The organism is Hymenobacter sp. APR13, assembly GCF_000737515.1.
Lineage (GTDB): Bacteria > Bacteroidota > Bacteroidia > Cytophagales > Hymenobacteraceae > Hymenobacter.
Window position 1 is genome coordinate 4,754,420 of the sequence record NZ_CP006587.1, and the last position, 21,635, is coordinate 4,776,054.

At 65.0% G+C, this 21,635-nt stretch carries 22 protein-coding genes and 2 pseudogenes; 8 read left to right on the plus strand and 16 right to left on the minus strand.

Annotation, left to right across the window (positions count from 1 at the left end; translation table 11 throughout):
* Positions 1-11: 11 nt before the first annotated feature.
* The 7 genes from N008_RS20010 to N008_RS20040 form a co-directional block, all read right to left on the minus strand.
* A complete protein-coding gene (locus tag N008_RS20010) occupies positions 12-422 on the minus strand; it encodes a DUF6691 family protein (RefSeq protein WP_044018026.1) in 411 nt (136 codons plus the stop codon).
* 23 nt (positions 423-445) lie between these two features.
* A complete protein-coding gene (locus tag N008_RS20015) occupies positions 446-1,063 on the minus strand; it encodes a class I SAM-dependent methyltransferase (RefSeq protein ID WP_044018027.1) in 618 nt (205 codons plus the stop codon).
* 11 nt (positions 1,064-1,074) lie between these two features.
* Positions 1,075-1,635: a YeeE/YedE family protein gene (locus N008_RS20020; protein WP_044018028.1), complete on the minus strand. Its 561-nt coding sequence runs from the start codon at positions 1,633-1,635 to the stop codon at positions 1,075-1,077.
* Between the two features lie 97 nt (positions 1,636-1,732).
* The gene (locus tag N008_RS20025) at positions 1,733-2,059 is read right to left on the minus strand and encodes a rhodanese-like domain-containing protein (protein WP_197062911.1); all 327 of its coding nucleotides are present in this window, start codon (positions 2,057-2,059) and stop codon (positions 1,733-1,735) included.
* A 60-nt stretch (positions 2,060-2,119) separates the two neighbouring features.
* Positions 2,120-3,478, minus strand: a complete 1,359-nt coding sequence (locus tag N008_RS20030) for an MBL fold metallo-hydrolase (protein WP_044018030.1) — start codon at positions 3,476-3,478, stop codon at positions 2,120-2,122.
* A gap of 79 nt (positions 3,479-3,557) precedes the next feature.
* On the minus strand, positions 3,558-4,376 hold the full coding sequence (locus N008_RS20035) for a sulfite exporter TauE/SafE family protein (protein WP_044018031.1): 819 nt from the start codon (positions 4,374-4,376) through the stop codon (positions 3,558-3,560).
* A gap of 70 nt (positions 4,377-4,446) precedes the next feature.
* Positions 4,447-4,764, minus strand: a complete 318-nt coding sequence (locus tag N008_RS20040; RefSeq protein WP_071884580.1) for an ArsR/SmtB family transcription factor — start codon at positions 4,762-4,764, stop codon at positions 4,447-4,449.
* Positions 4,765-4,975: 211 nt separating this feature from the next.
* On the opposite strand from N008_RS20040, the gene N008_RS20045 reads away from it, so the two are divergent.
* Together N008_RS20045 and N008_RS20050 are read left to right on the plus strand one after the other, a co-directional pair.
* Positions 4,976-5,578, plus strand: coding sequence for a TlpA family protein disulfide reductase (locus tag N008_RS20045; RefSeq protein ID WP_044018032.1), 603 nt, complete (start codon positions 4,976-4,978; stop codon positions 5,576-5,578).
* A 163-nt stretch (positions 5,579-5,741) separates the two neighbouring features.
* Positions 5,742-7,016 carry a cation:proton antiporter gene (locus N008_RS20050; RefSeq protein ID WP_044018033.1) on the plus strand — a complete coding sequence of 425 codons (1,275 nt, stop codon included), beginning with the start codon at positions 5,742-5,744 and terminating at the stop codon, positions 7,014-7,016.
* A 58-nt stretch (positions 7,017-7,074) separates the two neighbouring features.
* Here the strand turns inward: N008_RS20050 and N008_RS20055 are convergent, their stop codons facing one another.
* From N008_RS20055 to N008_RS23940, 4 genes and pseudogenes are all read right to left on the minus strand, one after another.
* The gene (locus N008_RS20055) at positions 7,075-7,665 is read right to left on the minus strand and encodes a methyltransferase family protein (protein WP_044018034.1); all 591 of its coding nucleotides are present in this window, start codon (positions 7,663-7,665) and stop codon (positions 7,075-7,077) included.
* A gap of 302 nt (positions 7,666-7,967) precedes the next feature.
* Positions 7,968-8,558 (minus strand): annotated as a pseudogene (locus tag N008_RS24210) (recombinase family protein); the annotation flags it as partial.
* A gap of 195 nt (positions 8,559-8,753) precedes the next feature.
* Positions 8,754-9,755: pseudogene (locus tag N008_RS20065) on the minus strand (IS3 family transposase); the annotation flags it as partial.
* Positions 9,722-10,108, minus strand: coding sequence for a hypothetical protein (locus tag N008_RS23940; RefSeq protein ID WP_231569753.1), 387 nt, complete (start codon positions 10,106-10,108; stop codon positions 9,722-9,724). The pseudogene N008_RS20065 and the gene N008_RS23940, both read right to left, overlap by 34 nt.
* Before the next feature lie 162 nt (positions 10,109-10,270).
* Here N008_RS23940 and N008_RS23410 point away from each other — a divergent pair, with 162 nt between their 5' ends.
* Positions 10,271-10,441 carry a hypothetical protein gene (locus N008_RS23410; protein ID WP_156109437.1) on the plus strand — a complete coding sequence of 57 codons (171 nt, stop codon included), beginning with the start codon at positions 10,271-10,273 and terminating at the stop codon, positions 10,439-10,441.
* A gap of 76 nt (positions 10,442-10,517) precedes the next feature.
* Here the strand turns inward: N008_RS23410 and N008_RS20075 are convergent, their stop codons facing one another.
* Both N008_RS20075 and N008_RS20080 read right to left on the minus strand, forming a co-directional pair.
* Positions 10,518-11,288 (minus strand): LytR/AlgR family response regulator transcription factor, encoded by a 771-nt coding sequence (locus N008_RS20075; RefSeq protein ID WP_044018037.1) that lies wholly within the window; start codon positions 11,286-11,288, stop codon positions 10,518-10,520.
* Between the two features lie 36 nt (positions 11,289-11,324).
* Positions 11,325-12,503, minus strand: coding sequence for a sensor histidine kinase (locus N008_RS20080; protein WP_052381794.1), 1,179 nt, complete (start codon positions 12,501-12,503; stop codon positions 11,325-11,327).
* 296 nt (positions 12,504-12,799) lie between these two features.
* Here N008_RS20080 and N008_RS20085 point away from each other — a divergent pair, with 296 nt between their 5' ends.
* From N008_RS20085 to N008_RS20100, 5 genes are all read left to right on the plus strand, one after another.
* Positions 12,800-15,262 (plus strand): TonB-dependent receptor domain-containing protein, encoded by a 2,463-nt coding sequence (locus N008_RS20085; protein WP_044018038.1) that lies wholly within the window; start codon positions 12,800-12,802, stop codon positions 15,260-15,262.
* A gap of 172 nt (positions 15,263-15,434) precedes the next feature.
* The gene (locus N008_RS20090; protein WP_044018039.1) at positions 15,435-15,776 is read left to right on the plus strand and encodes a TfoX/Sxy family protein; all 342 of its coding nucleotides are present in this window, start codon (positions 15,435-15,437) and stop codon (positions 15,774-15,776) included.
* A 16-nt stretch (positions 15,777-15,792) separates the two neighbouring features.
* A complete protein-coding gene (locus N008_RS23415; protein WP_156109438.1) occupies positions 15,793-16,599 on the plus strand; it encodes a hypothetical protein in 807 nt (268 codons plus the stop codon).
* Complete coding sequence (locus N008_RS20095) at positions 16,599-17,357, plus strand: CPBP family intramembrane glutamic endopeptidase (protein ID WP_410471206.1); 759 nt, start codon at positions 16,599-16,601, stop codon at positions 17,355-17,357. The genes N008_RS23415 and N008_RS20095 overlap by 1 nt, the downstream gene beginning before the upstream one ends.
* A gap of 319 nt (positions 17,358-17,676) precedes the next feature.
* Positions 17,677-18,225: a hypothetical protein gene (locus N008_RS20100; RefSeq protein WP_044018041.1), complete on the plus strand. Its 549-nt coding sequence runs from the start codon at positions 17,677-17,679 to the stop codon at positions 18,223-18,225.
* A 29-nt stretch (positions 18,226-18,254) separates the two neighbouring features.
* On the opposite strand, the gene N008_RS20105 is transcribed toward N008_RS20100, so the two are convergent.
* From N008_RS20105 to N008_RS22030, 3 genes are all read right to left on the minus strand, one after another.
* Complete coding sequence (locus N008_RS20105) at positions 18,255-19,427, minus strand: serine hydrolase domain-containing protein (protein ID WP_081910914.1); 1,173 nt, start codon at positions 19,425-19,427, stop codon at positions 18,255-18,257.
* Positions 19,424-20,242, minus strand: a complete 819-nt coding sequence (locus tag N008_RS20110; RefSeq protein WP_044018043.1) for a CPBP family intramembrane glutamic endopeptidase — start codon at positions 20,240-20,242, stop codon at positions 19,424-19,426. The genes N008_RS20105 and N008_RS20110 overlap by 4 nt, the downstream gene beginning before the upstream one ends.
* 62 nt (positions 20,243-20,304) lie before the next feature.
* Positions 20,305-21,591 carry a helix-turn-helix domain-containing protein gene (locus N008_RS22030; RefSeq protein WP_052381795.1) on the minus strand — a complete coding sequence of 429 codons (1,287 nt, stop codon included), beginning with the start codon at positions 21,589-21,591 and terminating at the stop codon, positions 20,305-20,307.
* Positions 21,592-21,635: the final 44 nt, after the last annotated feature.

Consider the following 21,635-nt stretch of genomic DNA (forward strand, 5'->3'; position numbering starts at 1 on the left):
GTTGCCGGGAGCTACAGGGGCAGCCGCTCGCGCAGGGCGCTGTAGGTCCAGGTGCCGGCCAGGGCGGCCAGAATCAGCACGGCGGCCGAGGCCACGCCGCTGCCCAGCTGCGCGAACAGCGGGCCCGGGCAGGCGCCGGTCAGGGCCCAGCCCAGCCCGAAGATGGTGCCCCCGATCCAGGTGCCGTGGTTGAATTTCTTGTCGGCAATGCGAATGGGCTCGCCGTCCAGGCTTTTGAGGTGGTTGCGCTTGATGAGCTGAATGGACAGCATGCCCACCACAATGGCCGAGCCGATGACCCCGTACATGTGGAAGGCCTGGAAGCGGAACATCTCCTGGATGCGGAACCAGCTGATGACTTCGCTCTTGGTGAGGATGATGCCGAACAACACGCCCAGCACCAGGTATTTCAGATTTTTCATGTGAAGTAGCAGAAGAAAAGAAGTTAAGGGCGGGTCGCCAGCAGGCGCACAACCCGGGCCGGGCCGGCGTGAAAGGCGCCCTCGTGCAGCACCACGGCCGCTTCCTGGTTGTACAGCACGCGCAGCGCGGCAAAGTCACTGGCCAGATCAGCCAGTTCGTAGAGCAGCTCGGCGGCCTTGGGCCCGCCCGAAGACAAGCCCAGTTGGCGGGGGCTAAAGGCCTCCAGCATCAGGTGGCCGCCCGGGGCCAGGCTGGCGGCCGCCGCCGCGTGCACGGCCCAGCGGGCCATGGGCGGCAGGTGCGCGTAGATCAGCCCGATGGCATCGTAGGCGCCGGGCTGCTGCCAGCTCAGGGCCATCAGGTCGGTTACCTGGTAGTCCAGGTGCACGCCCTGCGCCACAGCCAGGCGCTGGGCTTTGGCCCGGGCCTCGTGGCTGAAGTCCATGGCCGTGACCTGCCAGCCCTGGCGGGCGGCGTATACGGCGTTGCGGCCCTCACCCTCGGCCAGCAGCAGCAGGCGGCCAGGCGGCAATCTGTTCAGCTGCTGACGGAAGTAGGCGTTGGGCTCGGTGCCATAGGCGTACTGCTCGCTTTCGTAGCGGGCATCCCAGAACTCGACGGGCAGCGAAGAGGCGCTCATGGCAAGGGGAATTAGAACATCATCGGGTAGAACACCCACGTCATGAGCAGGCCGCCCGCGAAAAAGCCGATGACGGCTACCAAGGACACCCACTGCAGGTTGGAGAGGCCCGAAATGGCGTGGCCCGAGGTGCAGCCCCCGGCGTAGCGCGTGCCGAATCCCACCAGAAAGCCGCCCAGCACCAGAAACACCCAGCCTTTCCAGTTTGCCAGGTTTTCCAGGGCAAACAGCTCCCTGGGCAGCAAACCCGAGAAGTCGGTCAGACCCATCTGGGCCTTCAGGTCGCGCACGGTTTCGGCCGAAATGGCAATGGTGTCGGGGTGGCCCAGCAGCTGGTAGCCTACGTAGCCGCCCAGGCCGATGCCGAGCACAAACCACAGGTTCCAGATTTCGGCGCGCCAGTTGTAATTCAGAAACGGAATGCCCGCGGGCACGCAGGCCGCGCACACGTGGCGCAGCGAGGAGCTGATGCCCAGGGCCTTGTTGCCCACCAGCAGCAGGGCCGGTACCGTCAGGCCAATCAGCGGGCCGGCCACGTACCAGGGCCAGGGCTGACGAAGTAATTCCAGCATAAAAAGCGGATCAGAAGAAAAGTGGGGAAACGAAAGCCCGGCCGGCAGCAGGGCCGCCGGCCGGGCAGCTTAACAGGTAGTAGGCCGGGCCAGCAGCCTAGCGCACCAGCGCGTGGGGCCAGTCGAGCACGCCGCCCAGCAGGTTGGCCACGTCGGAGAAGCCGGCTTTGGTAAGCTGGCCGGCGGCGCTGGCCGAACGGGCTCCGCTGCGGCAGTACACGCAGACGGGCAGGGTTTTGTCCAGCATGGCCACGCGGCGGGCGAAGTCGGGCGCCGTCACGTCGATGTTCAGGGCCCCGGGCAGGTGGCCGCCGGCAAACTCGTCGGGGCGGCGTACGTCCAGCAGCAGGGCGCCGGGCTGGCGCAGGCTCTCGGCAAATTGCGCGGGCGTCAGGTTGCGGTAGGCGGGAGTGGAGAATTTCAAAAAGTCAAACATGGTAGTTGCAGCGTAGAAACAGGAGGGAAGGGGCGCGCAGCGCGGGCCCTAGTGGGCGGCCGCTGCGGATTGAAACGACTTCACGGCCTCGCCCAGGTCGTACACCGTAGCCTCCTCGGGCAGCGCGTCGGCCACGATGCTGGAGCCCGCCGCCGAGCGGTAGCCGCCGGCGCAGTGCACCACCACGGGCTTGCCGGAGGGGATTTCAGAAGCCCGCTCCCGCAGCTCGGGCAGCGGAATGCTCAGGGCCCCGGCAAAAATGGGCTCGTCGCGGTGCTCGGTGGCAGCGCGGATGTCCACGATGGTGTACTGCCCGGGGTGTTGGCGGAAAGCGTCCACATCCAGCTGAGGGATCGTGGCCTCGGTCGCCGGAGTACCCACCAGCGCGCCTTTAATCAGGGCTTCGTACCCGATTTTAGCCGTTTTCTGAATCAGGTCCTCGAGCGTGGCCTCGTCGGCGGCAATCAGGTAGAACCGCTCCTCGGGGCCTACAATCGAGCCCAGCCAGGTTTCAAACTTGCCGCCCTGCTGGATGTTGATGGCGCCTTCCACGTGTCCGCGCTTGAACTCGGTTTCTGGGCGCGAGTCGATAACGACCACGCCGGCCTCCAGCTCGGTGCCGGCCGCCAGGCGGGGCACCTGCTGCACGCTGGGGGCGTAGGCGGGCGCGCCGGCTTTGTTGAGGGCCACGTCGTAGCCGAAGTATTTGGGAATGAAGGGCTGGTCCTGGAGCAGCTCGCGCACGAACTCCTCCTCGCTCATGTCCCGCAGCATGGGGTTGCCGAACTTCTCGTCGGCGATGGTGCTGCTGTTGGCCCCGCTCAGGGCTTTACCGCAGAGGCTGCCCGCGCCGTGGGCCGGGTACACCAGCACGGTGCCGGCCAGGGGCATCAGCTTGTCGCGCAGCGAGTAGTACATCTGCCGGGCCAGCTCCTCGCGCTTGGCGGTCATGTTGCCGGCCTTCTCGCGCAGGTCGGGCCGCCCCACGTCGCCGATAAAGAGCGTATCGCCGGTGAACACGGCCTCGTCCTTCCCCTCGCGGCTCACCACGATGCTGATGGAGTCGGGCGAGTGGCCGGGCGTGTTCAGGGCCCGGAACGTGAGCTTACCCACCGTGAACTCCTGGCCCTCGTCGAAGGCCTCGTGGGCGTAATCGGCCCCCAGCAGCCGGCTCACGCGGATGACGGCGCCGGTGGCCTGGGCAATTTCCAGGTGGCTGCTCACGAAGTCGGCGTGGGGGTGAGTTTCGATGACGCTCACAATCCTGGCGTCGTGGGCTTTGGCGTAGTTGTAGTATTGCTGCGGGTCGCGGGCGGGGTCGATGAGCACGATTTCGCGGGCGCACTCGCTCAGGATGGCGTAGGAAAAGTGGGCCAGGCCCTTGTCTTCAAACTGTTCGATTTTCATGACGGCAAACGGTTGAAAAAGCGGTGAAGGAGAAAGCAGAGAAAAGCAGGAATTCAGCTATGCCGAAAGCAGCGAGAACCTACCCGTGGCGGAACACCAGTTCGCGCAGCAGAATAAACGTGCCCATGGCCAGCGTGAACCAGCCAAAGGCCGGCTTAAGCTTGGCGCCCGGAATGAAGCGGGCCAGGTAGGTGCCCAGCACGATGCCCACCAGGGCAAAGGCCAGAAAGCCCAGCAGGAACGACCAGGCAATGGGCGTGCCGGCGCTCAAGTCGCCGGTAAAGCCGATGAGCGAGTTCAGGGCAATGATGGCCAAAGAGGTGCCCACGGCCAGCTTCATGGGCAGGCGCGCGCCCAGCACCAGGGCCGGAATAATCAGAAAGCCGCCGCCCGCGCCCACAAAGCCCGTGAGCGTGCCCACCACCAGCCCGATACCCAGAACAAGCGGGTAGTTCAGCGGAGCCCGGTGGCCCAGCTCGTGGTCGAGCACCTCTTCGGCCTGCTTGCTGCGGATCATGGACGTGGCGGCCACTACCATCAGCACGGCAAAGGCCACCAGCACCAGCAGGTCCTTGGTGACCGTGAGGCCGCCCACCGTGAACAGCTCGTGCGGAATGGCCGGCATCAGCAGCTTGCGCACTGCAAACACGGCCGCCAGCGAAGGCAGCAGAAACACCAGCGCCGTGGGAATGGACACCAGCCCCTTGCGGAAGTAACCCGTAGCCCCCACCACCGAGGTGGAGCCCACTACGAATAGCGAGTAGGCCGTGCTCAGCACCGGGCTCACGCCCATCAGGTACACCAGCACCGGCACCGTGAGGATGGAGCCGCCACCGCCCATAATGCCCAGAGAAAGCCCGATGAAGATGGCCGCGAAGTAACCGAGAGTAGGAAGCATGCAGGAACAGGTGAACGTATGTAATTATGAAGGGTTGTTCATGTATTGCGGTAAAAAAAAGGCTGCCTTCCTACAGGAAGGTGCAGCCGGCCAGGCACTGAATCACGTCCACCACTTCGCGCATTTTCAGCGAGTAGAAGATGTTTTTGCCTTCGCGGTGGGAGCTGAGAATTCCCTTGAGCTTCATGCCCGTGAGGTGGTGCGAGGTAAGACTTTGCTCGGAGCCCAGTTGCTCGCAGATGTCCGTTACCGAGAGGCTTTGCTGGTTGGCCAGCAGCTGCACAATGGCAATGCGCGTCGGATGAGCCGTGGTCTTCAGAATAAAAGCCACCTTCTCCATCTTCTCAGTGGTCAGGTTCAGGTCGGTGGCGGCGGTCGTCGGGCTCATATCGTAGGCAAATGTATGATCATTTGTTCATGTATACAAGCAGGCCTGTAGAATTGTTCCCGTTTGGCGCTCACGCGGGGCATAGCTGCGGGGGCGGGGCGGGGTAGCCGCCGGGCCGCCGGGGCGGGTCAGCCGCCGCGCCGCTGGTTTGTGTTAGATATATGAACAAATTTTCATTTGATTGCGGTTACAGTTCCACACTCCCTGCCCCATGACCCGTTCCACCTTCACCCAGTGGCTGCCGCTGGCTTTGTTTGCCCTCATTCTGTTCACGCCGCTACGCAAGCCGGTGCTCGGCACGCTGCAGCGCGGCTTGCTGGCCACGGGCCTGTGGCGCGCCGACGTGCCGGTGGCCCCGGCCGTTACGCCCGGGGTGCTTACGGGCGGGGCCGCCTACCCGCACAACCTTGCGCTGACCACGCCCGACGGCAAGGCCGTCAACCTGCGCGAGCTGCAGGGCAAGGTGGTATTCGTGAACCTGTGGGCCAGCTGGTGTCCGCCCTGCGTGGCCGAGATGCCCGGCATTCACGCCCTCTATAAGAAGATGGACCCCAGGAAGGTGGCTTTCGTGATGATTTCACTCGACGAAAACCCCGCCAAGGCCCAGGCCATGCTCAAGCGCCAGGGCTACACCTTTCCGGTGTACTTCCCCGCCGGCCCGCTAGCCCCACCCTTTGATTCCAATTCCATTCCGTCCACGGTGATTCTGGACCCGGACGGGCAGGTAGCGGCCCGCCACGACGGCATGGCCGAGTACGACACGCCCGAATTCAAGGCGGCCCTGGACGATCTGGCCAAGCGGGTGAAAATGTAGCTGTTTGCCGCGCGCGACCTGCCCCAAACCTGGCAGCTTCCTGTGGGAGGCTACCCGGTTTGCGATAGCAGATGCGGGCCGGGCGTTGAAAGTGGGTACTTTATCCCAGAATTTCCTTTCCCGTTAAGGACAGCTCGCGCATCCCCTGGGTATTTACCTGCCAATGACTACTCCGCTACTCATCATTCTCATCGGCTTCCTGATCTTTCTGGGCCATTACCTGGCCCAGCTCTTCCAGCGCACCAAAGTACCCGACGTCGTGGGGCTGCTGCTGGTAGGCATGCTGCTGGGGCCGGTGTTTCATTTGATTGATCCCAGCGCGTTTGGCCGGGCGGGCCGGGTGTTCACCAATCTGGTGCTGGTGTTTATCCTGTTTGAGAGCGGACTGGAAGTGCGCTTCGAGCAGCTGCGCTCGGCGCTGCGGGGCACGGTGCTGCTGACGACCCTCAACTTTGTGGTCACGGCGCTGGTGGTGTCGGCGCTGGCCCAATGGCTGACCGACCTGGACTTTCTGAGCTGCCTGATTCTGGGCACCATCCTGGGCGGCACGTCCTCGGCCGTGGTGACGACGCTGGCCCGGCAGGTCACTATTTTGCCCCAGACGGCTACCACGCTGGTCATGGAATCGGCGTTTAGTGACGTGTACACGCTGGGCATTCCCATTGCCCTGATCAGCTTCTATACCAGTTCCTCTTTCAATGTAGTTACGCTGGCCGGCCAGCTGGTGCTGGCGCTGGTGGGCGCGCTGCTGGCCGGGGCCGGCGGCGGCTACCTCTGGCTGGCGCTGCTACACCGGGTGCCTACGCTGCTGAAAACCCGGTTTTCCACCCCGGCTTTTGCCTTCATCCTGTACGGCGTGGTGGAGCTGCTGCAATTCAGCGGGCCGATTGCGGTGCTGTTTTTTGGTATTGCGGTGGGCAATCTGCCGTTGCTGCGGCGCGGCTGGCTGCGGGCGGTCCTGCCCGCGCGCACGGTGGAGCTGACAACCGTGGAAAAGGACTTTTTCGCGGAAATCGTGTTTCTGCTGCGCACGTTCTTTTTCGTCTACGTGGGGCTATCCATTGTGCTCGATGACCCGTGGCTGATTGCGCTGGGGGTAGCGATGGCTCTGGTGCTGTTCCTGGTCCGGATTCCGGTGGTGCTGGCCGCCGCTGACCGCCAGACGCCTCAGTTCGATATGGCCCTGATGAGCATCATGATTCCCAAGGGGCTGGGGGCAGCCGTGCTGGCCACGCTGCCGGCTCAGCGCGGGCTGCCAGGCGGGGCCGTCATCCAGACCATCACCTTTGCCGTCATCGTGGCTACCACAGTGGGCTGCACGGCCCTGTTTTTCCTGCTCGACAAAGGACGCATCCTGGGCTTCTATCAGTTGTTTTTCAGGCCGCCCCGCCCTGTAGATGCGACAGCGCCTGGTGGCAAGTCGGATGCTGGCGCGTAACAGTCTGCAGCGGAGCGTCGGGCTCTGCCCCGGAAGCGAAGGAAAACGACCCGGACGCTTAGTGTTTGCGTAGTCGGGGTAGCAGCATGGGAACCCGCGTCTGGTAGTGGGTGTAGGCCTGGCCAAAGTGGTGGCGCAGCTTCCGCTCTTCCAGCCGGACCCCGACCAGCACGTAAAGCGCCGAACAGGCCACGCTTATCAGGTGGGGCAGGGTAGGCGCTACCAGCAGGTACCCGGCCAGGGCCAGCAGCAGCCCCGTGTAAAGCGGGTGCCGCATCCGGGCGTTGAGCCCTGATGTGTTCAGGTCGGTGCTGACAGGTAAGTTCCCCGGCCGCAGGTAGCCCCAGCCGCCAAATTCGGCTAGGTTATAGCCCCGTAAGGCCAGCAGGCCGAGTCCCGTCCCGCCCAGTAGCAGCGCATAGCCAGTAATCAGCAGACCGGACCGTTGCTCCCAGAGGGCAGTGGAGGGCCGCTGTTGCTGATAGAAGAGCAGGCCGGCAAGCAGTACAGCGGCTAGCACGTTATAGGCCAGGCGATAGTAGTGGGTGACCCGGGGCCAGCGGGCGGCCACGGCTGCTTTGACGCTGGTGGCTGCCAGCACGCTGTGCAAGGTGTAGTAGGCCAGCCAGCCGAGCAGCAGCAGCAGCATTATAGTTTGAGAAAGAGAGCAGTAAGGTAACAGAGGCTTAAGCAGCGACAGGTAGCGTTACAAAGCGCCTAATCCAAGAGGAAGTCCTAAGATAATACCCGGCCGCGAAGAGCTGTTGATTGGAGCTGGCTTTCAGCCACCGCCAGCAGGTAAACTAAATTGGCCCAGCGTTCAGATCACGCCAATGTATCAGCAATGGAGAGCATCAAAAAGTGTGGGTCAATCGGCTTAAGCGCTTACCGGCACGACAACCGGCCTTGGTTAAAAGTTTGGTGCAAAAGTCAATCGGTGGCCGTGCCAGCGGCTGCCTTTCGGCGGGCATGGATGACCACTTTGCGGTGGCGTAGGTATTTGTAGAGGGTTACATCGGAGATATGCAGGTGCTGGGCAATCTCGTTTACGCCGATTTGCTGCTCGCGGAAGAGCGTCTCGGCGATGATGGCCATGCATTCGGCCTGCTCCGAGAGGCCCCACTGGCGGCCGCCCACCCGGCCCCGGGCGCGGGCCGCGGCCAGCCCGGCGTGGGTGCGTTCGCGAATCAGTTCGCGCTCGAACTCGGCCAGCGAAGCGAACAGGTTAAATACGAGCCGTTCCTAGGCGGAGGTGGTGTTGATAGCATCGGTGAGGGACACCAGGCCCACGCCCAGTTGCTGCAAGTCGCCCACCACCTGCAGCAGGTGTTTGAGCGAGCGTCCCAGGCGGTCGAGCTTGTAGATATAGATCGTGTCGCCGGTGCGCAGCTACGTCAGCAGCCGCTTGAGTTCCGGGCGGTTGGCGCTGGCCCCGGACACCTTTTCCTGGTAGATGGTTTCGCAGCCGGCTTTGGTCAGGGCATCGAGTTGCAGTTCCAGGTTCTGGTCGCGGGTCGAGACGCGGGCGTAGCCGATTTTCATGGGGCAAAGTACAGGTTGTCCGTAACGAAAGTACCCTTAACTGTACTTTGATTGCTGAACAAGTTTTCAGTACCAAATCGGCTTCTTTTGGCTTGGCTTTACCCCAACGGGCGCCGCCTGCTTACTTGTACAGAAATACGTTCGTTTCACTGTACAAGCTAGCTGATTTGTCTTGTCCTGAAATAAGTTGACCGTTTAGTGGTAGTCCGGGTCTGCGTTGACCGTTTCGGTGGTAGTCCTAAAATTACTGACTTTTGGTTCGTCTCCTCCGGGTGGTTTGTAGTAGTTTTTCCTTCGTCGCTCCAGCGGCCCCCAGCTGCGGTGTGCTTCGTCGGGGCTTTGGTAGTTGCAGCTCAGATGGGGGCGTTTGTAGTTGTAGAGAAACACCGCCCGTTCGAGGTGTTGCTGTGCTTCGTCTAGGGAACGTACGGGCTGGTGACTCAAATACTCCTGCTTGAGGATGCCGTTGATGCGTTCGGCCACGGGGTTCTCCAGCGGGTCGGAGTTCTCGGTCATGCTCACCTGCACATGCCACGCTGCCAACGGGGCCAGGTACTCCTGGCTGCAATACTGAATGCCGCGGTCGCTGTGATGAATCAGGTGGCGGCCGGCCCGCTTGCTGATTTGGCGCAGGGCCATTTCCAGCGCACATCGGCAGTGGACCGTGGCCAGCGTTTCGGCCACGGCGAAGCCCATGATGCGGTGCGAGTAGGCGTCGGTGAGCAACGAGATATACAGGCAGCCGGCTTCGGTAAACCAGTACGTGATGTCCGCCACCCAAACCTGATTGGGCCGTAAGGGTGTCAGGTTCTTAATCAGGTTCGTATACTTGCGGAATTTATGCCGGGAAAAGGTGGTGATGGCCTTGCGCTTGCGCCGCCGGATGAGCAGGTTGTTGGCGGCCAGCAAGTCGAAGAGGGCATCCCGGCCCAGCTTGATGCCTTGGGTCATAAACTGCTCTTGCAGCAGATAGTACAGCTTTTTGCCGCCCATGCGCGGGTGGTCCTCCCGCACTTTGGCGACCAGGTCCAGCACGTACTGTTCGCGCTGCTCGCTGGTGAATTGTCGGTTTTGGTGCTGGTAGTAAGCCTGGCGGCTGAAGCCAAGTACCCCGCTGACCCGCCGCAGGCAAAAGTGCGGGCAGCTTACTCGCAGGAGCTGGACTACTTGGTAACGGACTTTTTTTCGATGCTTAGGCCCAGCTCCTGCTCGGCCACCCGAATTACATGCTTGTAATAGAGCACCTGCAACTCGGCTTGTTCGAGCTGTTTTTGCAACTGCTTGACCTGCCCGGTCAGCGCATCGGCGTGCTGCACCACTTGCTCGACGAGCGTCGTGGGTGGCTTTTTCGCGGTGTTTTCCATGGCTTGGGTACGGGCCAGCTCTTCTTGCCGGACACGTTCCACCCACTTGGTAACGGTCGAGCGGGTGAGCACCTGGTACTTGCTCATCGCCGACTCAATGGTGTGGCGGCCAAAGGTGATTTCTTCGACCATCTGGCGCATTTTCAACTCATGCGCCTGCTTGCGTAACAGAAATAAGTGTTCCATCTGCGGGGATTGATGGTCAACTCATTTTAGGACAAGACAGCTACTTTTAGGATTCACTTCCTGCTCATGGCCCGCCACTTGTCTTTACTCGATGCGACCCAGCGTCACGCCTTCGACTAGCCCCCTGTTTTTAATCCCTCCTAGCGGCAGCTCCTCTTCGCCTTGCCCAACTGGGCCACCCGGTTCCTAGCCACGTTGCTGGCCCCGCACAGCCGGGGCGGCTTCGTGCTGCAGGGCGGCTACTTCGAGGCGACCGGCCGCTTCTTTCCCGTGGACCGGACCGGTTTCTGGCGGCTGACCAAGCGTACGTGCAGCAGCGCTGGCCTTGGTTAAAAGTTTAGTACAAATGTTACATAAGCAGCAGCGGGGATTCCGCTGCGGTTCATTTCCCCGCAATACCTGACCGGTATTACCCCAGCAGCGGGCGCAGGGCTTCGGCGTGCGAGCGGCTCACGCGCAGGATCTGACTGTCGTCAAGGGTGAGGTAGTAGCCGCCGTTGCCGTCGCGCTCCAGTTCCCGCACGGCATTTAGGGCCACCAAGTAGGAGCGGTGAACGCGCAGGAAGCGGGCCGGGTCGAGGCGCTCCTGCAGCTGGCTGATGCCCAGGTTGCTGAGGTGGCGGCCGGTGCCGGTGTGCAGGGTGCAGTAGTCGCCGGCGGCCTCGGCATAGCGGATGCTGTCCACGGGCACGGCCACCAGGCGCGGCCCCTGCGGCACAAACAGCCGTGGCGGATAGGCGGCCGGGGCCGCCGCGGGCGCGAGAGGAATGGCCGTTTGCAACTGCAGCAGCAAGCGCTGCAAGGCCTCGTCAGGGCCGGCGGACAGTTGCTGCAGGGCCCGGTCCACCGCCTGCCGGAACCGGGCCCGGTCGTAGGGCTTGAGCAGGTAGTCCACAGCGCCGGCCTCAAAGGCATTAACAGCGTAGTAGTTGTAGGCCGTGGAGAAGATGACGCGCGGCACCACTTCCAGGCGGGCCAGCACTTCGAAGCCGCTCAGGCCGGGCATCTGCACATCGAGAAAGATGAGTTCAGGCCGCAGCCGCCCGATGGTTTCCACCGCGTCCGGCCCGTTGGCGCATTCCCCGATAATCTGCACCTGCGGGAAGTCAGCCAGATACTGGCGGATGATGAGACGCGCCGGTTCTTCGTCGTCGACAAGCAAGGTGGTTAGGGCGGACATAGCGTAAAACAGAGTGGGTTACAGCAGACAGTACAATCAGTAAGGGGCGCCGGCCGCCACCCCGGGCACCGGTTGGGTACTAGCAACGGAGGCACGGGAACCAAGAGCAGTCGGCGCCTCACCGGGGGATAGTGGCAGGGTGAAGGCCACGCGCAGGCCCTGGGGCGGCAGCGGCGTCAGCTCCAGGCCGGCGCTGCCCAGGGCCAGCAGGCGGGCGTGGGTGTTGCGCAGGCCCACACCGGTAGCCTCGGCCAGCACCTGCGCGCCGCTGCGGCCCGGCGGCAGGCCCCGGCCGGTATCTTCCACTTCGACCCGAAGCCCGGCCCCGGCTGCTTGCACGCGCACGCGCACCGTGCCGCCGGCCACCTGCGGACCAATGCCGTGCAGCACGGCGTTTTCCACCAGGGGCTGCAGCAGCATGGGCGGCAGGGGCACCGGCAGCAGCACCTCTTCCACGGCAAATTCCACCCGCAGCCGCGCCCCGAAACGGGCTTGTTCCAGCTCCAGGTAGCTGCGCAGAAACGCCAGCTCGGCGCGCAGGGGAAGCACGGGATGGCGCGAGGCATCCAGCACGAAGCGGAAGGTGTGAGCCAGGCGGGCAATCAGCTCGCGGGTGTGCTCCAACTCGGGCGGCACCGAGGCACTGATGGAGTTGAGCGTGTTGAACAGAAAGTGCGGATTAAGCTGGGCCTTCAGGGCGGCCAGCTCACTTTCGCGGGCGCGCTGCTGCAGCTGCAGGCTTTGCTGCTGACGGTGGCGCAGCTGCTCCTCGTAGCGCAGCAGCTGCAGCAGCCCCAACTGCAAGCCCCCGAACAAGGCGGGAATATATACATCCCAGCGCCGTACGAAGGGGTTAATCTGCTCGGGCAGCAGCCAGCCCAGCACGGCGTAGTAGCTCCAGTACCAGCCCAGCAGCCAGCCGCCGAGCAGCAGCAGCAGCACCGGCAGCCGCAGCGGGCCGCTCAGGTGCTCCAGCCGGGTCCGAAACAGCAGCAGCCACAGGGGCACCGTCCAGAGGGCCTTGAGCGGATAATCCAGCAGCAGCACCCGCAGGGCGTAGGTGCGGAACAGCTGCAAATCGAGCTGCTCCTGTCCCCAGGCCAGAATCAGCACGTAAAACAGCCCGAACAGCAGATAGAAAATGGCCAGCAGCCCCAGGCTCCGGCCGGTGAGGCGGGCGCGGGGCGCGGGGACGGCCGCAGACAACAGTTCCATGAGCAGTTGGCCTAAGTAAGCGAACGAGCGGCCGATTGTCGGCAGCGCACAAGTATACCGCCCCCCCCGCACAACTGCTACGGCAAGGGGCTCAGTAGCGGCTGGCGGCGCCCAACGGCGGCCAGCAGCGCCGGGTGACGGGAAAGCACGTGGGCCAGAGCCAGACCGGGCCGTTCGGCGCCGGGCGCTGCCGGCCACCATTCGGCGGCGCCGGCCGCTACCGGCCGGAAAAGGCTGGCAACCGGGTCGGCGTTGGGCTAGGTTCGTTTCGTCATCAACCCAACCGCCTCACTACCATGCGCTACCTGCCTTTCCTGCTGCTGCTGGGCTCTGCCCCGGTGCTTGCCCAAACACCCGCTGCAACGCCCGCCCCGGCCGTTACTGCCCTGGCCACCGGCACGGCCCGCCTTACCGGGCAGGTCCTCGATTCGCTCACCGCCCAGCCCGTGCCCTTTGCCACGGTGGCCGTGTTGCCGGTCACCGGCACCGTACCGCTGGCCGGCGCCGTGGCCGACGAGCAGGGTCGCTTTCAGCTGCGCGGGCTGCCGGCTGGCCCGGCCCGCTTGCGACTGTCGTTTCTGGGCTACCGGGCCCGGGAGCTGGCCGTGGCGCCCGCCGCCCGCACCGCCACCGAGCTGGGTGCGCTGCCCCTGGCCCCGCTGGTGCGCCAGCTGGCCGAAGTGACCGTGACCGGCGAGCGGGACCTGGTGGAAAACCGCCCCGACCGCACCGTGTACAACGCTGAGAAAGACCCCGCCAACCGCGGCGGCTCGGCTGCCGATGTGCTGCGCCGGGTGCCCCAGCTCAGCGTGGACCCCAACGGCAACGTGCAGCTGCGGGGCTCGGGCAACGTGCAGGTGCTCATCAACGGGCGCCCTTCGGGCCTGGTGGCGGCGGGCGTGGCCGACGCCATTCGCCAGCTGCCGGCCGGGCAAATCAAGGCCGTGGAGGTCATCACCAGTCCTTCGGCCCGCTACGACGCCGAAGGGTCGGCGGGCATCATTAACTTGGTGCTGCGCAAGGAAACTGCCCCGGGCCTCAACGGTACGCTGGGCGCCTCGGCCGGCAACCGCAGCTCCTCGCTCAACGGCACCATCGGCTACCGCCGCGGCAACATAGGGCTGAGCGGGGCCCTGGGCAGCTTCGGCAGCTACGGCCCCAGCGCAGCCGATACCCGCCGCCTTGACTTCGGCCCCGGCGGCGAGCTGCGCCAGCAGCTGCGCTCCGACTACGTGCGGGGCTCGGCCAACGCCCGCCTGGGCCTCGACTACGCTTTTTCGGAGCGCAGCGCCCTGGCCCTGAATGCCACCGGCACGGGCTTTCTGTTCGACCTCGACAGCGACCTGGCCTATTCCTACGCCGCCCCCACCCGCCCCGACCTGGCCCAGCAGTACCAGCGGGACCTCACGCGCCGCACCCGCACCCCCGCCGCCGACTTCTCGGCCACCTACACCCGCTCCTTCGCCCAGCCCCGCCGCGAGTGGAGCCTGCTGGCCCTGCACACCCTCAACCGCAGCCGCAACACCTACGATTTCGACGAGCTGCCGCTGACCGGCGTTCCGGCCACCCTGCGCGAGGCCGGCCGCAACCTGGCCCGCAACCTCGAAACCACCCTGCAAACCGATTACGCCCATCCCCTAGGCACCAAGGTGCTCTTGGAAACCGGCGGAAAATCCATCCGGCGCCGGGTACTGAGCGACTTCACCGTGGCGCGCCAGGCGCTGCCCTCGGGCCAGGCGCTGCCCACCCCGCCCGGCACCTCGGGCGCGTTCGACTACCGCCAGCTGGTGTGGGCTGGTTACAGCTCGGCTACCGTGCAGCTGCACAAGCAGCTCAGTTCCCAGGCCGGCCTGCGCCTGGAGCACACCGACCTGCGCGGCCTTGTGGCCGGCGAGGCGGCCGCCTTTGCGGCCACCTTCACCAACCTGCTGCCCAGCCTGAGCCTGAGTTACGCGCCCGCTACCAGCCGCAGCCTGCGGGCCAGCTACACCCGCCGCATCCAGCGCCCCACGCTCAGCTTCCTCAATCCCTACCCCAACCTGAGCGCGCCGGGCCTGGTGTTTCAGGGCAACCCCACGCTGGTACCCGAGCTGACCGACAACTACGAGCTGGCGGCCAGCACCTACTCGGCCAAGGGCACCTCACTCAGCGGCAGCCTCTTCTGGCGCCGGACGGGCAACGCCATTGAGCAGGTGCGCACGGCCGTGGCCGACGACCTAGTGCGGGTGAGCTACGCCAACGCCGCCCGCAACGCCAGCGTGGGCCTGAGCTTGTACGTCTCGGCCAAGCCCACTTCCCGCTGGAGCCTGAGCGGGGGCAGCACCGCGTACTACCAGCGCCTGCGCAGCGCCGCCCTGCCCGCCCGGCAACAAGGCCTGGTGTACTCGCTGAACCTGAACACCAGCTACCAGCTGCCCCGCGAGTGGAGCACTCAGCTCACGGGCTTCTACAGTTCGCCGCGCCTGCGTTTGCAGGGCGAGGAGCGCGCCTTTTACTTCTACTCCCTGAGCCTGCAAAAGCAGCTGTGGGCCCGCCGCGCCACGCTCTCCGTCATTACCGACAACCCGCTGGGCGCCACCGTGAACCTGGCCAATAGCTTCCGCACCCCCGAGTTTGCGCAGCAGGAAGACGTGCTGGTATACGTGCGTGGCCTGCGCCTAAGCCTGGATTACCGCTTTGGCAAGGCGGCCGGCCAGGGCGCGCGCGCCAAGCGCGCCATCCGCAACGACGACGCCAAGCCCGCCGAAGCGGCCAACTAAGCGTCCTGCCCGCCGGGGCGCATCGGCTCGTCCCGGTGGCCGCACGGCCTGCCCGCCGGGGGCTTCGCTTTGCATAAAAGAAGCAGGCGGTCTGCCCGTCCGTCTATTACTTGGGCCCCTGCGCCAGCCTGCCGGCGCGCTGTCCTCTCGTCACTGCCTTAGCTGCTCTGCCATGTCCGCCACCGACGACCTGCTGCCACCCTTGTACGATGCTCTGCAAACCGCCGGGGTGGTGGAGGCCCAGTCCATGTTCCGGGGAACCACGCTCATGCTGAACGGAAAGATGTGCGTGAGCATCGGGCCGGAAGACGTGATGTTTCGCTTCGACCCGCAGCAGCACGAGCAGGCCATGCAACGGCCCGGCGCCCGCCCTATGCAGCAGCGTGGCCGCGAGTACCGCGGGTATGCGTTCGTGGAAGCTGCCACGCTGCGGCTACCTCAGGAACTGGCCTACTGGCTTGGGCTGGCGCTTGCGTTCAACCCCCAGGCCCGGCCCGCGCGCCGGCGAACCTGAATCAGTGACGTGCCTGATGCTCTGGTGGCTTGGTCTGGTGGACTGGCTGCCGCTCAACGAAAGCACTGCTCCCGGGCCGCCCGCGACTCCGGGTGCCACCGCCCTGAGGCCCCTGACGAAAGCGGCCGGGGCCGGGGGCCATCGCCACGTACTCAGCAGCGGCGAGACGCTCCGTCTGCGGCGGCGGGCAGATACGCTCTACCTCAGCGTGCAGGCTGCCGCCCCTGGCTGGGCGCACGTGTACCTGGCCAATGCCGACTCGGTGTGGGTGCTGCACGCCTCGGCTGCGCTGGGGCAGCAGCTGTACGTGCGCGGGCCCCGGGGTTGGACGCGCCGCAGCACGTTTCAGTGGGAGCTGCGCGCCACCGGCCGCCCCTCAACGGAGCCAGCTGCCCGGGACTACTTCCGCCGGCACGGCTGGAGCGCTACTACCCATCCGCCCGGCGCCCCCGGCTCCCGTGAGTTTCGGGTGCGGCTGCCGGCCTTGCGGGGTAGCAACTGGCTGAGCGTGGTGTACGCCACCGCGGCCGGAAGCCTGTCTGTTTTTCCGCGCCCCCTCACCGATGACACCCGCCAGCCAGCCCTAGTGCGCGGCGGGCAGCCCGACACCCTGCAGTTTCAACCGCACACCTGGCATCAGCTGCCCCCACGGCTACTACGTCTGCCAACCACCTGCTCCACTGATAATTTTGGGTACCGATGCCGCCCTGGTGCAACTCTACACCGAGCGAGACGAAATGTTTCGTCTGCAATAATGTGGCAGCTTCTGGGGAAGAAAGCGTCATCATGTTGTAAAACCCTATTAACAACTCAGAAGCCGTGATGACGTTGCAACCGCTGACCACCAGACAATCCGTGCTGTTATTTAGCATATCAGCGGGAATCTTTCGGCTTTCTGTTTACCATCTGATGCCTTATCTGCATCGAAATGGACTGTCTGAATTCTGGTCTTTTATCTTTAGCTATAGCCTGCCGCTTGCCCTTATGCTAACTGCCGCAGTTGTGGGCGTGGCGGCTGAAAATAACCTGGCGTGCTGGCGGCACCGACTCCGGCTGCACACGCTTACCTGGCGAACGGTGGGGATATCCACCGGTTTATTCGCGGTGAGTTTTTTGGCCTCGGGCCTGTTGCTGCCTTCGGCGGCCCTGCTTGCTTCTTACGGGCCCTTTGCGCCGCCGGCATTCCTTCCGGCCGTGCTCAACCCGCTTCGGGCCCCTCCCTTTGGTGAGCTACTCACCTTCATGGGCGTTTCCTTGCGTGGCGCCTATTGGGTGCTTCCCGTCTATTTCACCTTCCTGACGGTTTTCAACATTATGGGGGAGGAAGTGTGGTTTAGAGGCTACATGCTGCCACGCCAGGAACTTGCGTGGGGAAAGTTAACCTGGCTGTACCATGGCCTTTTCTGGTGCTTGTTTCATTTTCCCCTGTACCCCTGGATGATAGTGTACTTGCTGCCTACCACCTTGGCCGTGAGTTATGCAGCGTACTCGCTAAAAACTACGTGGGGTGGATTTATCGTCCATTATTTGGGCAATGGGCTACTGGTATTCCTGCCGATTGCCCTGGCAGTTGTCAAGTAGAAAGCGGGTGCTTGGGGTACCCAGTCCCGTGGTACACCGCAGCCCGTCCGGAATCCTGCAAAGCCCCACCTCACAGTCCTCCTGAGTGAGCTGAAATGCACTTCCTGCCTCTCAAAGGAGTAACCCTTGGAGAATCGGCCGGCTTTGTCGGACAACTCAGCAAAAGTGTCTTCAACACCTGGCGCTTCTCTCTGCTACGCTTGCTCATACAACACAGCAGGCATCTAACGATGCGCCTGCTTGTGCGGAAGAGTGAGCCCTGCGGAAAGCGCCCGCCGGCCACACTTCCCACCTTTTTCCCACCTATATTCCTTCATCTATGAGACTACATCTGCATTCGTTTGCGCTGCCGCTGGTGCTTGCCTCCCTGCCCACCTACGCTCAGCGCCCCGCCACCCCCACGCCCGAGCAGCTGCGCCGTCAGATGCGGCCCTTGCAGTTTTTGGCCGGCACCTGGCAGGGCGACGGCTGGTCGCTGGCCCCTGATGGGCAGAAGTACCCGTTTCAGCAAACCGAGCAGGTGCAGGTGCGCCTCGACAGCGTGGCCCTGCTGGTGCAGGGCCTGGGCCGCACCCCGGCGGGCCAGCCCGTGCACCAGGCCCTGGCCACGCTCAGCTACGACGCGGCCACCGCCACCTACCGCATGCGCTCCATGACGCACCAGGGCCAGTTCATCGACGCCCAGGCCACGCCGCTGCCGGGCGGCCGGGCTATGCAGTGGGGCTTTGCCTACCCCAGTGGGGGGCAGGTGCGCTTCACCATCCGACTCACCCCCGAGGGCCACTGGCACGAAGTGGGCGAGTTCTCACGCGATGGGCAGAAGTGGCAGCAAACGCTGGAAATGACCCTGCGCCGCACCGGCTCCTGAGGATAGGTAATCGGCTCCGGTTTCGCTGGTCAGGGCCGAGGGTTGCCGGCGGCCGGTACCGGCAGGCCTGCGCCCGACCGGGCGGCGGCTGGCAGCAGGGGGAGCAGGCGGCGCACCAGCTCCACGTGGTCGGCGTGGGCTTGGTTGAGCGTGCCGCAGAGGTACAGGTCCAGCTCGGGAAAGTACGCCACGAAGGCTTTGTAGAACCCGGCGTGGCCCACCAGCGGCGGCAGGCCGGGCGGCTGCGCCCGGGCCAGGCCGGCCCCGTAGCCGCCCGCCGGCGTGGCTACCCAGTCGAAGAGCAGCAGCCGGGTAGCCGGTTGCCGGAACAGGCGGCCCGCCAGCAGGGCCCGCCAGAAGGTGTGCAGGTCACGGGTGGTCATGGCCAGGCCGCCGCCGCCCCAGTCGAAGCCCGTAGGCAGGCGGCCCACATCGGTGCGGCCCCAGTACGGGTGGGCCGCCGCCCGCCGGGTGGGCGCGGGCTCGTGGTATTCAAGATAGGCGCTGCGCAGGCCCAGGGGCCGGAAAATGCGTTGGCGGTACACGGCCGCCAGGGGCTGCCCGCACACCCACTCGATGAGCGTACCCAGCAGCAGGTAATTCGTGTCGCTGTAGGCGTGCACTGAGTCGTTGGGCCAGAACAGGGGGCGCAGATGCAGGCCGCGCGCGAAGTACGACTGCCAGAGCCGGCGCGGGGTCCAGGGGCGGGCGGGGGGCGTGTGCACCCCGGCCAGCAGCGAGGGCTCGGCCAGGATGTAGTCGGCCAGGCCGGTGGTGTGGCGCAGCAGCCGGCGCACCGTGAGCTGGCGCCCGGCCGGGCCGCCGGGGCCCGCGTGCAGGCTGTCGACAAAGCCTGCGGGCAGGTACGCGGTAAGAGGTACATCCAGGGCCAGGCGGCCTTCTTCCACCAGCTGCAGCACTACGGCGGCCGTGAAGGTTTTCGTGACGCTGGCCAGCCGCACCGGTGTGCGCGCGTCCACGCGGGCGCCGCCGTTGCGTACCCACCCCGCCTGCCCGGCCCAGTGCCAGCGCCCCCTCGGCGACGAGGCCACCAGCAGCACGCTGGGCACCGGTGCCGGCCCGGTGGTATCGACGCTGGCGCGCAGCAGCTGGCGCAGGGCCCGCCCCGGCACCTGAGCCGAGGCCGGGTCACGTAAGACCCCGGCCAGCAGCAAAGCCAACACTAGTCGGAGCCAGCTCATTGCCCGCCGCCGTACAGCGCCCACTGCACCACGGCCGACCAGCCCAGGTTGATGAGCAGGTGAAACAGGATGACCACGTACAGGCTTTTGCGCCAGTGCATGAGCAGCGGAAAGATGAGCGTGGGCACCACCAGCGGCCAGGTCTGCGGAATCTGGAAGAAGTGGTACACGGCGAACAGCACCCCGTTGACGGGCACGTTCCAGCGGCCCAGAAAAGCCGACTTTTTCTGCAGGTAGCCCCGGAAGTACACTTCCTCGCCCACGAAATTGCCAATCAGCAGCAGCGCCAGCCAGACCGGCGGGAAGCCGTACAGGGCCTCGGCGCTTTTGAAGATGCTGTAGGCAGGAATGCGGAAGGCGGGCACCTGGTCGAGCCACTGGTACAGGGGCTGCTGCACGTAGCGCATATAGGGCAGCGTGAGCAGCGTAAAGACCACGAACACCAGCAGTAGCAGCCAAGTGCAGCCCGCCCAGTCGGGCCGGCGCAAGCCCAGAAAGTCCGGAATGTCGCGCCAGGGCAGGCCGTCGGCGTAGCGCAGCACCAGCACCGGCAGCAGCAGGTGCCAGCCGTAGGTGATGCCAATCAGCCAAGCATACTGGTACACCGGTCCCGCCAAACCCGTCAGGCGCAGCCCCGCCGCGTACACCGGGGCCACGTTGATGGCCGCGTACACCAGCAGGCCCGGCAGCAGGTAAAAGGCCAGGTACCAGGCCCGGGCGGCCGGCGTGCGGGCCTGGTACTGGGCGGCGTAGTAGTCGTAGCGGGCATCGGAGCGCCGCAGCAGGCGCCGCAGCGAGGGAGCGAAGGTGAGCATGAGGGACAACAAAGTGGTTGAGCGGCAAAGCTGCCCCAGCCGCTTCGTGGTCGCGCTTCGGCCTATCGGCTGCGCCTTGTTTGGACTGCCAGTTGGTCGTGCTTCGGCGCTGACACCGGTTGCTCAAGGCTAGCTACCCGCTGCCCGGCCAAATAGGCTGTGGGGGTGAGTCCGGTGGTTTTGTGGAAGGCCCGGTTGAAGGAAGCTTTGGAGTTAAAGCCGCATTCCAGGGCCACGCCCAGCAGCGTTAGCCGGTGATGGGCGCCGGCGCGCAGCCGCTCCCGCACGGCAGCCACCCGGTAGCCGTTCACAAAATCGTAGAAATGCTGCCCGCCCCACTCGTTGATGACCCGCGACACGTGGTGAACCGATACGCCCAGCTGCTGGCTTAACTGAGGCAAGCTCAGTTCGGGCCAGAGATAGGGCCGCTCAGCGGCCATGTGCTCCCGCAGCCGCTGCCACAGGGCCTCCAAGTCGGGGGGCGACTGGCCGGAGCGCCGGTACTTAACCGCAACCGAGTCGATGGCAGGCGACGCGCCATCGGAAGCGGGCATGACCGGGAGCGGCTTCTGAAGCAGCGCTGCTACGCTCGATGTGGTTTCGGCTGACGAAGTTTCTTCCTTTCCGGCGGCCTCCTCCTCTACTCCGGCAACCGGCTGCGCCGCCAGCAGGACCGCATCGGCCGCCACGGCGTCAACACCGACATACCGCCGCACGCTGCCGTAGCCCATGACGATAACCACGCCGCAGAACAACAGATTCGCGTACCAGTTGCCGAACTGGGCTACGGCCAGCAGGCCACTGGCCCGCACCAGCTGGCTGCTGCCAAACACCAGCACCAGCCCCAGCAGGCTGCCGGCCGCCAAGCGCAGCCACCCCAGCCGCCCGGCCAAGCTGGGCCGTCTGGCCGCCCGCCGCACCACCCGCAGGGTGGCTGCTGCATAACATGCTACGCTGAGCAGGCCTCCTCCGGCGGTAACCGCCAGCAGCGGCTGCACACCATGCCCAGGACCCACCAAGCCCATCCAGCCCACCGTTAGCAGCGCCAGCACCACCGGCAGCAGGTGCGGCAGGTGAGCCCGTAGCTGAAATTGGGGTTCGGTGAGGGCCCGGGCGTACAGCCACAGCTGCGCGCCCGTCAGCAGCGTCAGCGCCTGACTCAGGGGCAGCACGCTCCACCACCGCCCCGGCTGGCCAAACGCCACCACCCACACGGCAGCCAAGTGCACGCACAACAATCCGAACCAGCCGGCCAGTAGCCAGTCAGCTGCGGAGCGCGCCGGTTTGTCCAGGATCAAACTGCCCAGAAACAAGCCTACTGCCAGGCTGCTCACCGCGAAATATTCCATGGCTCAAGGAAATGCCCGCCCTGCTGGCGGCCGGAATGATGATG

Coding starts and splice junctions, on each gene's coding strand:
- N008_RS20030 (WP_044018030.1), bottom strand. CDS start 3,478: ATGAAAATCGAACAGTTTGAAGACAAGGGCCTGGCCCACTTTTCCTAC.
- N008_RS20110 (WP_044018043.1), bottom strand. CDS start 20,242: ATGCTCACCTTCGCTCCCTCGCTGCGGCGCCTGCTGCGGCGCTCCGAT.
- N008_RS20080 (WP_052381794.1), bottom strand. CDS start 12,503: ATGGAACTGTTGTCTGCGGCCGTCCCCGCGCCCCGCGCCCGCCTCACC.
- N008_RS20020 (WP_044018028.1), bottom strand. CDS start 1,635: ATGCTGGAATTACTTCGTCAGCCCTGGCCCTGGTACGTGGCCGGCCCG.
- N008_RS20035 (WP_044018031.1), bottom strand. CDS start 4,376: ATGCTTCCTACTCTCGGTTACTTCGCGGCCATCTTCATCGGGCTTTCT.
- N008_RS20075 (WP_044018037.1), bottom strand. CDS start 11,288: ATGTCCGCCCTAACCACCTTGCTTGTCGACGACGAAGAACCGGCGCGT.
- N008_RS20045 (WP_044018032.1), top strand. CDS start 4,976: ATGACCCGTTCCACCTTCACCCAGTGGCTGCCGCTGGCTTTGTTTGCC.
- N008_RS20010 (WP_044018026.1), bottom strand. CDS start 422: ATGAAAAATCTGAAATACCTGGTGCTGGGCGTGTTGTTCGGCATCATC.
- N008_RS23940 (WP_231569753.1), bottom strand. CDS start 10,108: ATGGAACACTTATTTCTGTTACGCAAGCAGGCGCATGAGTTGAAAATG.
- N008_RS20040 (WP_071884580.1), bottom strand. CDS start 4,764: ATGAGCCCGACGACCGCCGCCACCGACCTGAACCTGACCACTGAGAAG.
- N008_RS20100 (WP_044018041.1), top strand. CDS start 17,677: ATGAGACTACATCTGCATTCGTTTGCGCTGCCGCTGGTGCTTGCCTCC.
- N008_RS20015 (WP_044018027.1), bottom strand. CDS start 1,063: ATGAGCGCCTCTTCGCTGCCCGTCGAGTTCTGGGATGCCCGCTACGAA.
- N008_RS22030 (WP_052381795.1), bottom strand. CDS start 21,591: ATGGAATATTTCGCGGTGAGCAGCCTGGCAGTAGGCTTGTTTCTGGGC.
- N008_RS20050 (WP_044018033.1), top strand. CDS start 5,742: ATGACTACTCCGCTACTCATCATTCTCATCGGCTTCCTGATCTTTCTG.
- N008_RS20090 (WP_044018039.1), top strand. CDS start 15,435: ATGTCCGCCACCGACGACCTGCTGCCACCCTTGTACGATGCTCTGCAA.
- N008_RS20105 (WP_081910914.1), bottom strand. CDS start 19,427: ATGAGCTGGCTCCGACTAGTGTTGGCTTTGCTGCTGGCCGGGGTCTTA.
- N008_RS20085 (WP_044018038.1), top strand. CDS start 12,800: ATGCGCTACCTGCCTTTCCTGCTGCTGCTGGGCTCTGCCCCGGTGCTT.
- N008_RS23415 (WP_156109438.1), top strand. CDS start 15,793: ATGCTCTGGTGGCTTGGTCTGGTGGACTGGCTGCCGCTCAACGAAAGC.
- N008_RS20055 (WP_044018034.1), bottom strand. CDS start 7,665: ATGCTGCTGCTGCTGCTCGGCTGGCTGGCCTACTACACCTTGCACAGC.
- N008_RS20095 (WP_410471206.1), top strand. CDS start 16,599: ATGACGTTGCAACCGCTGACCACCAGACAATCCGTGCTGTTATTTAGC.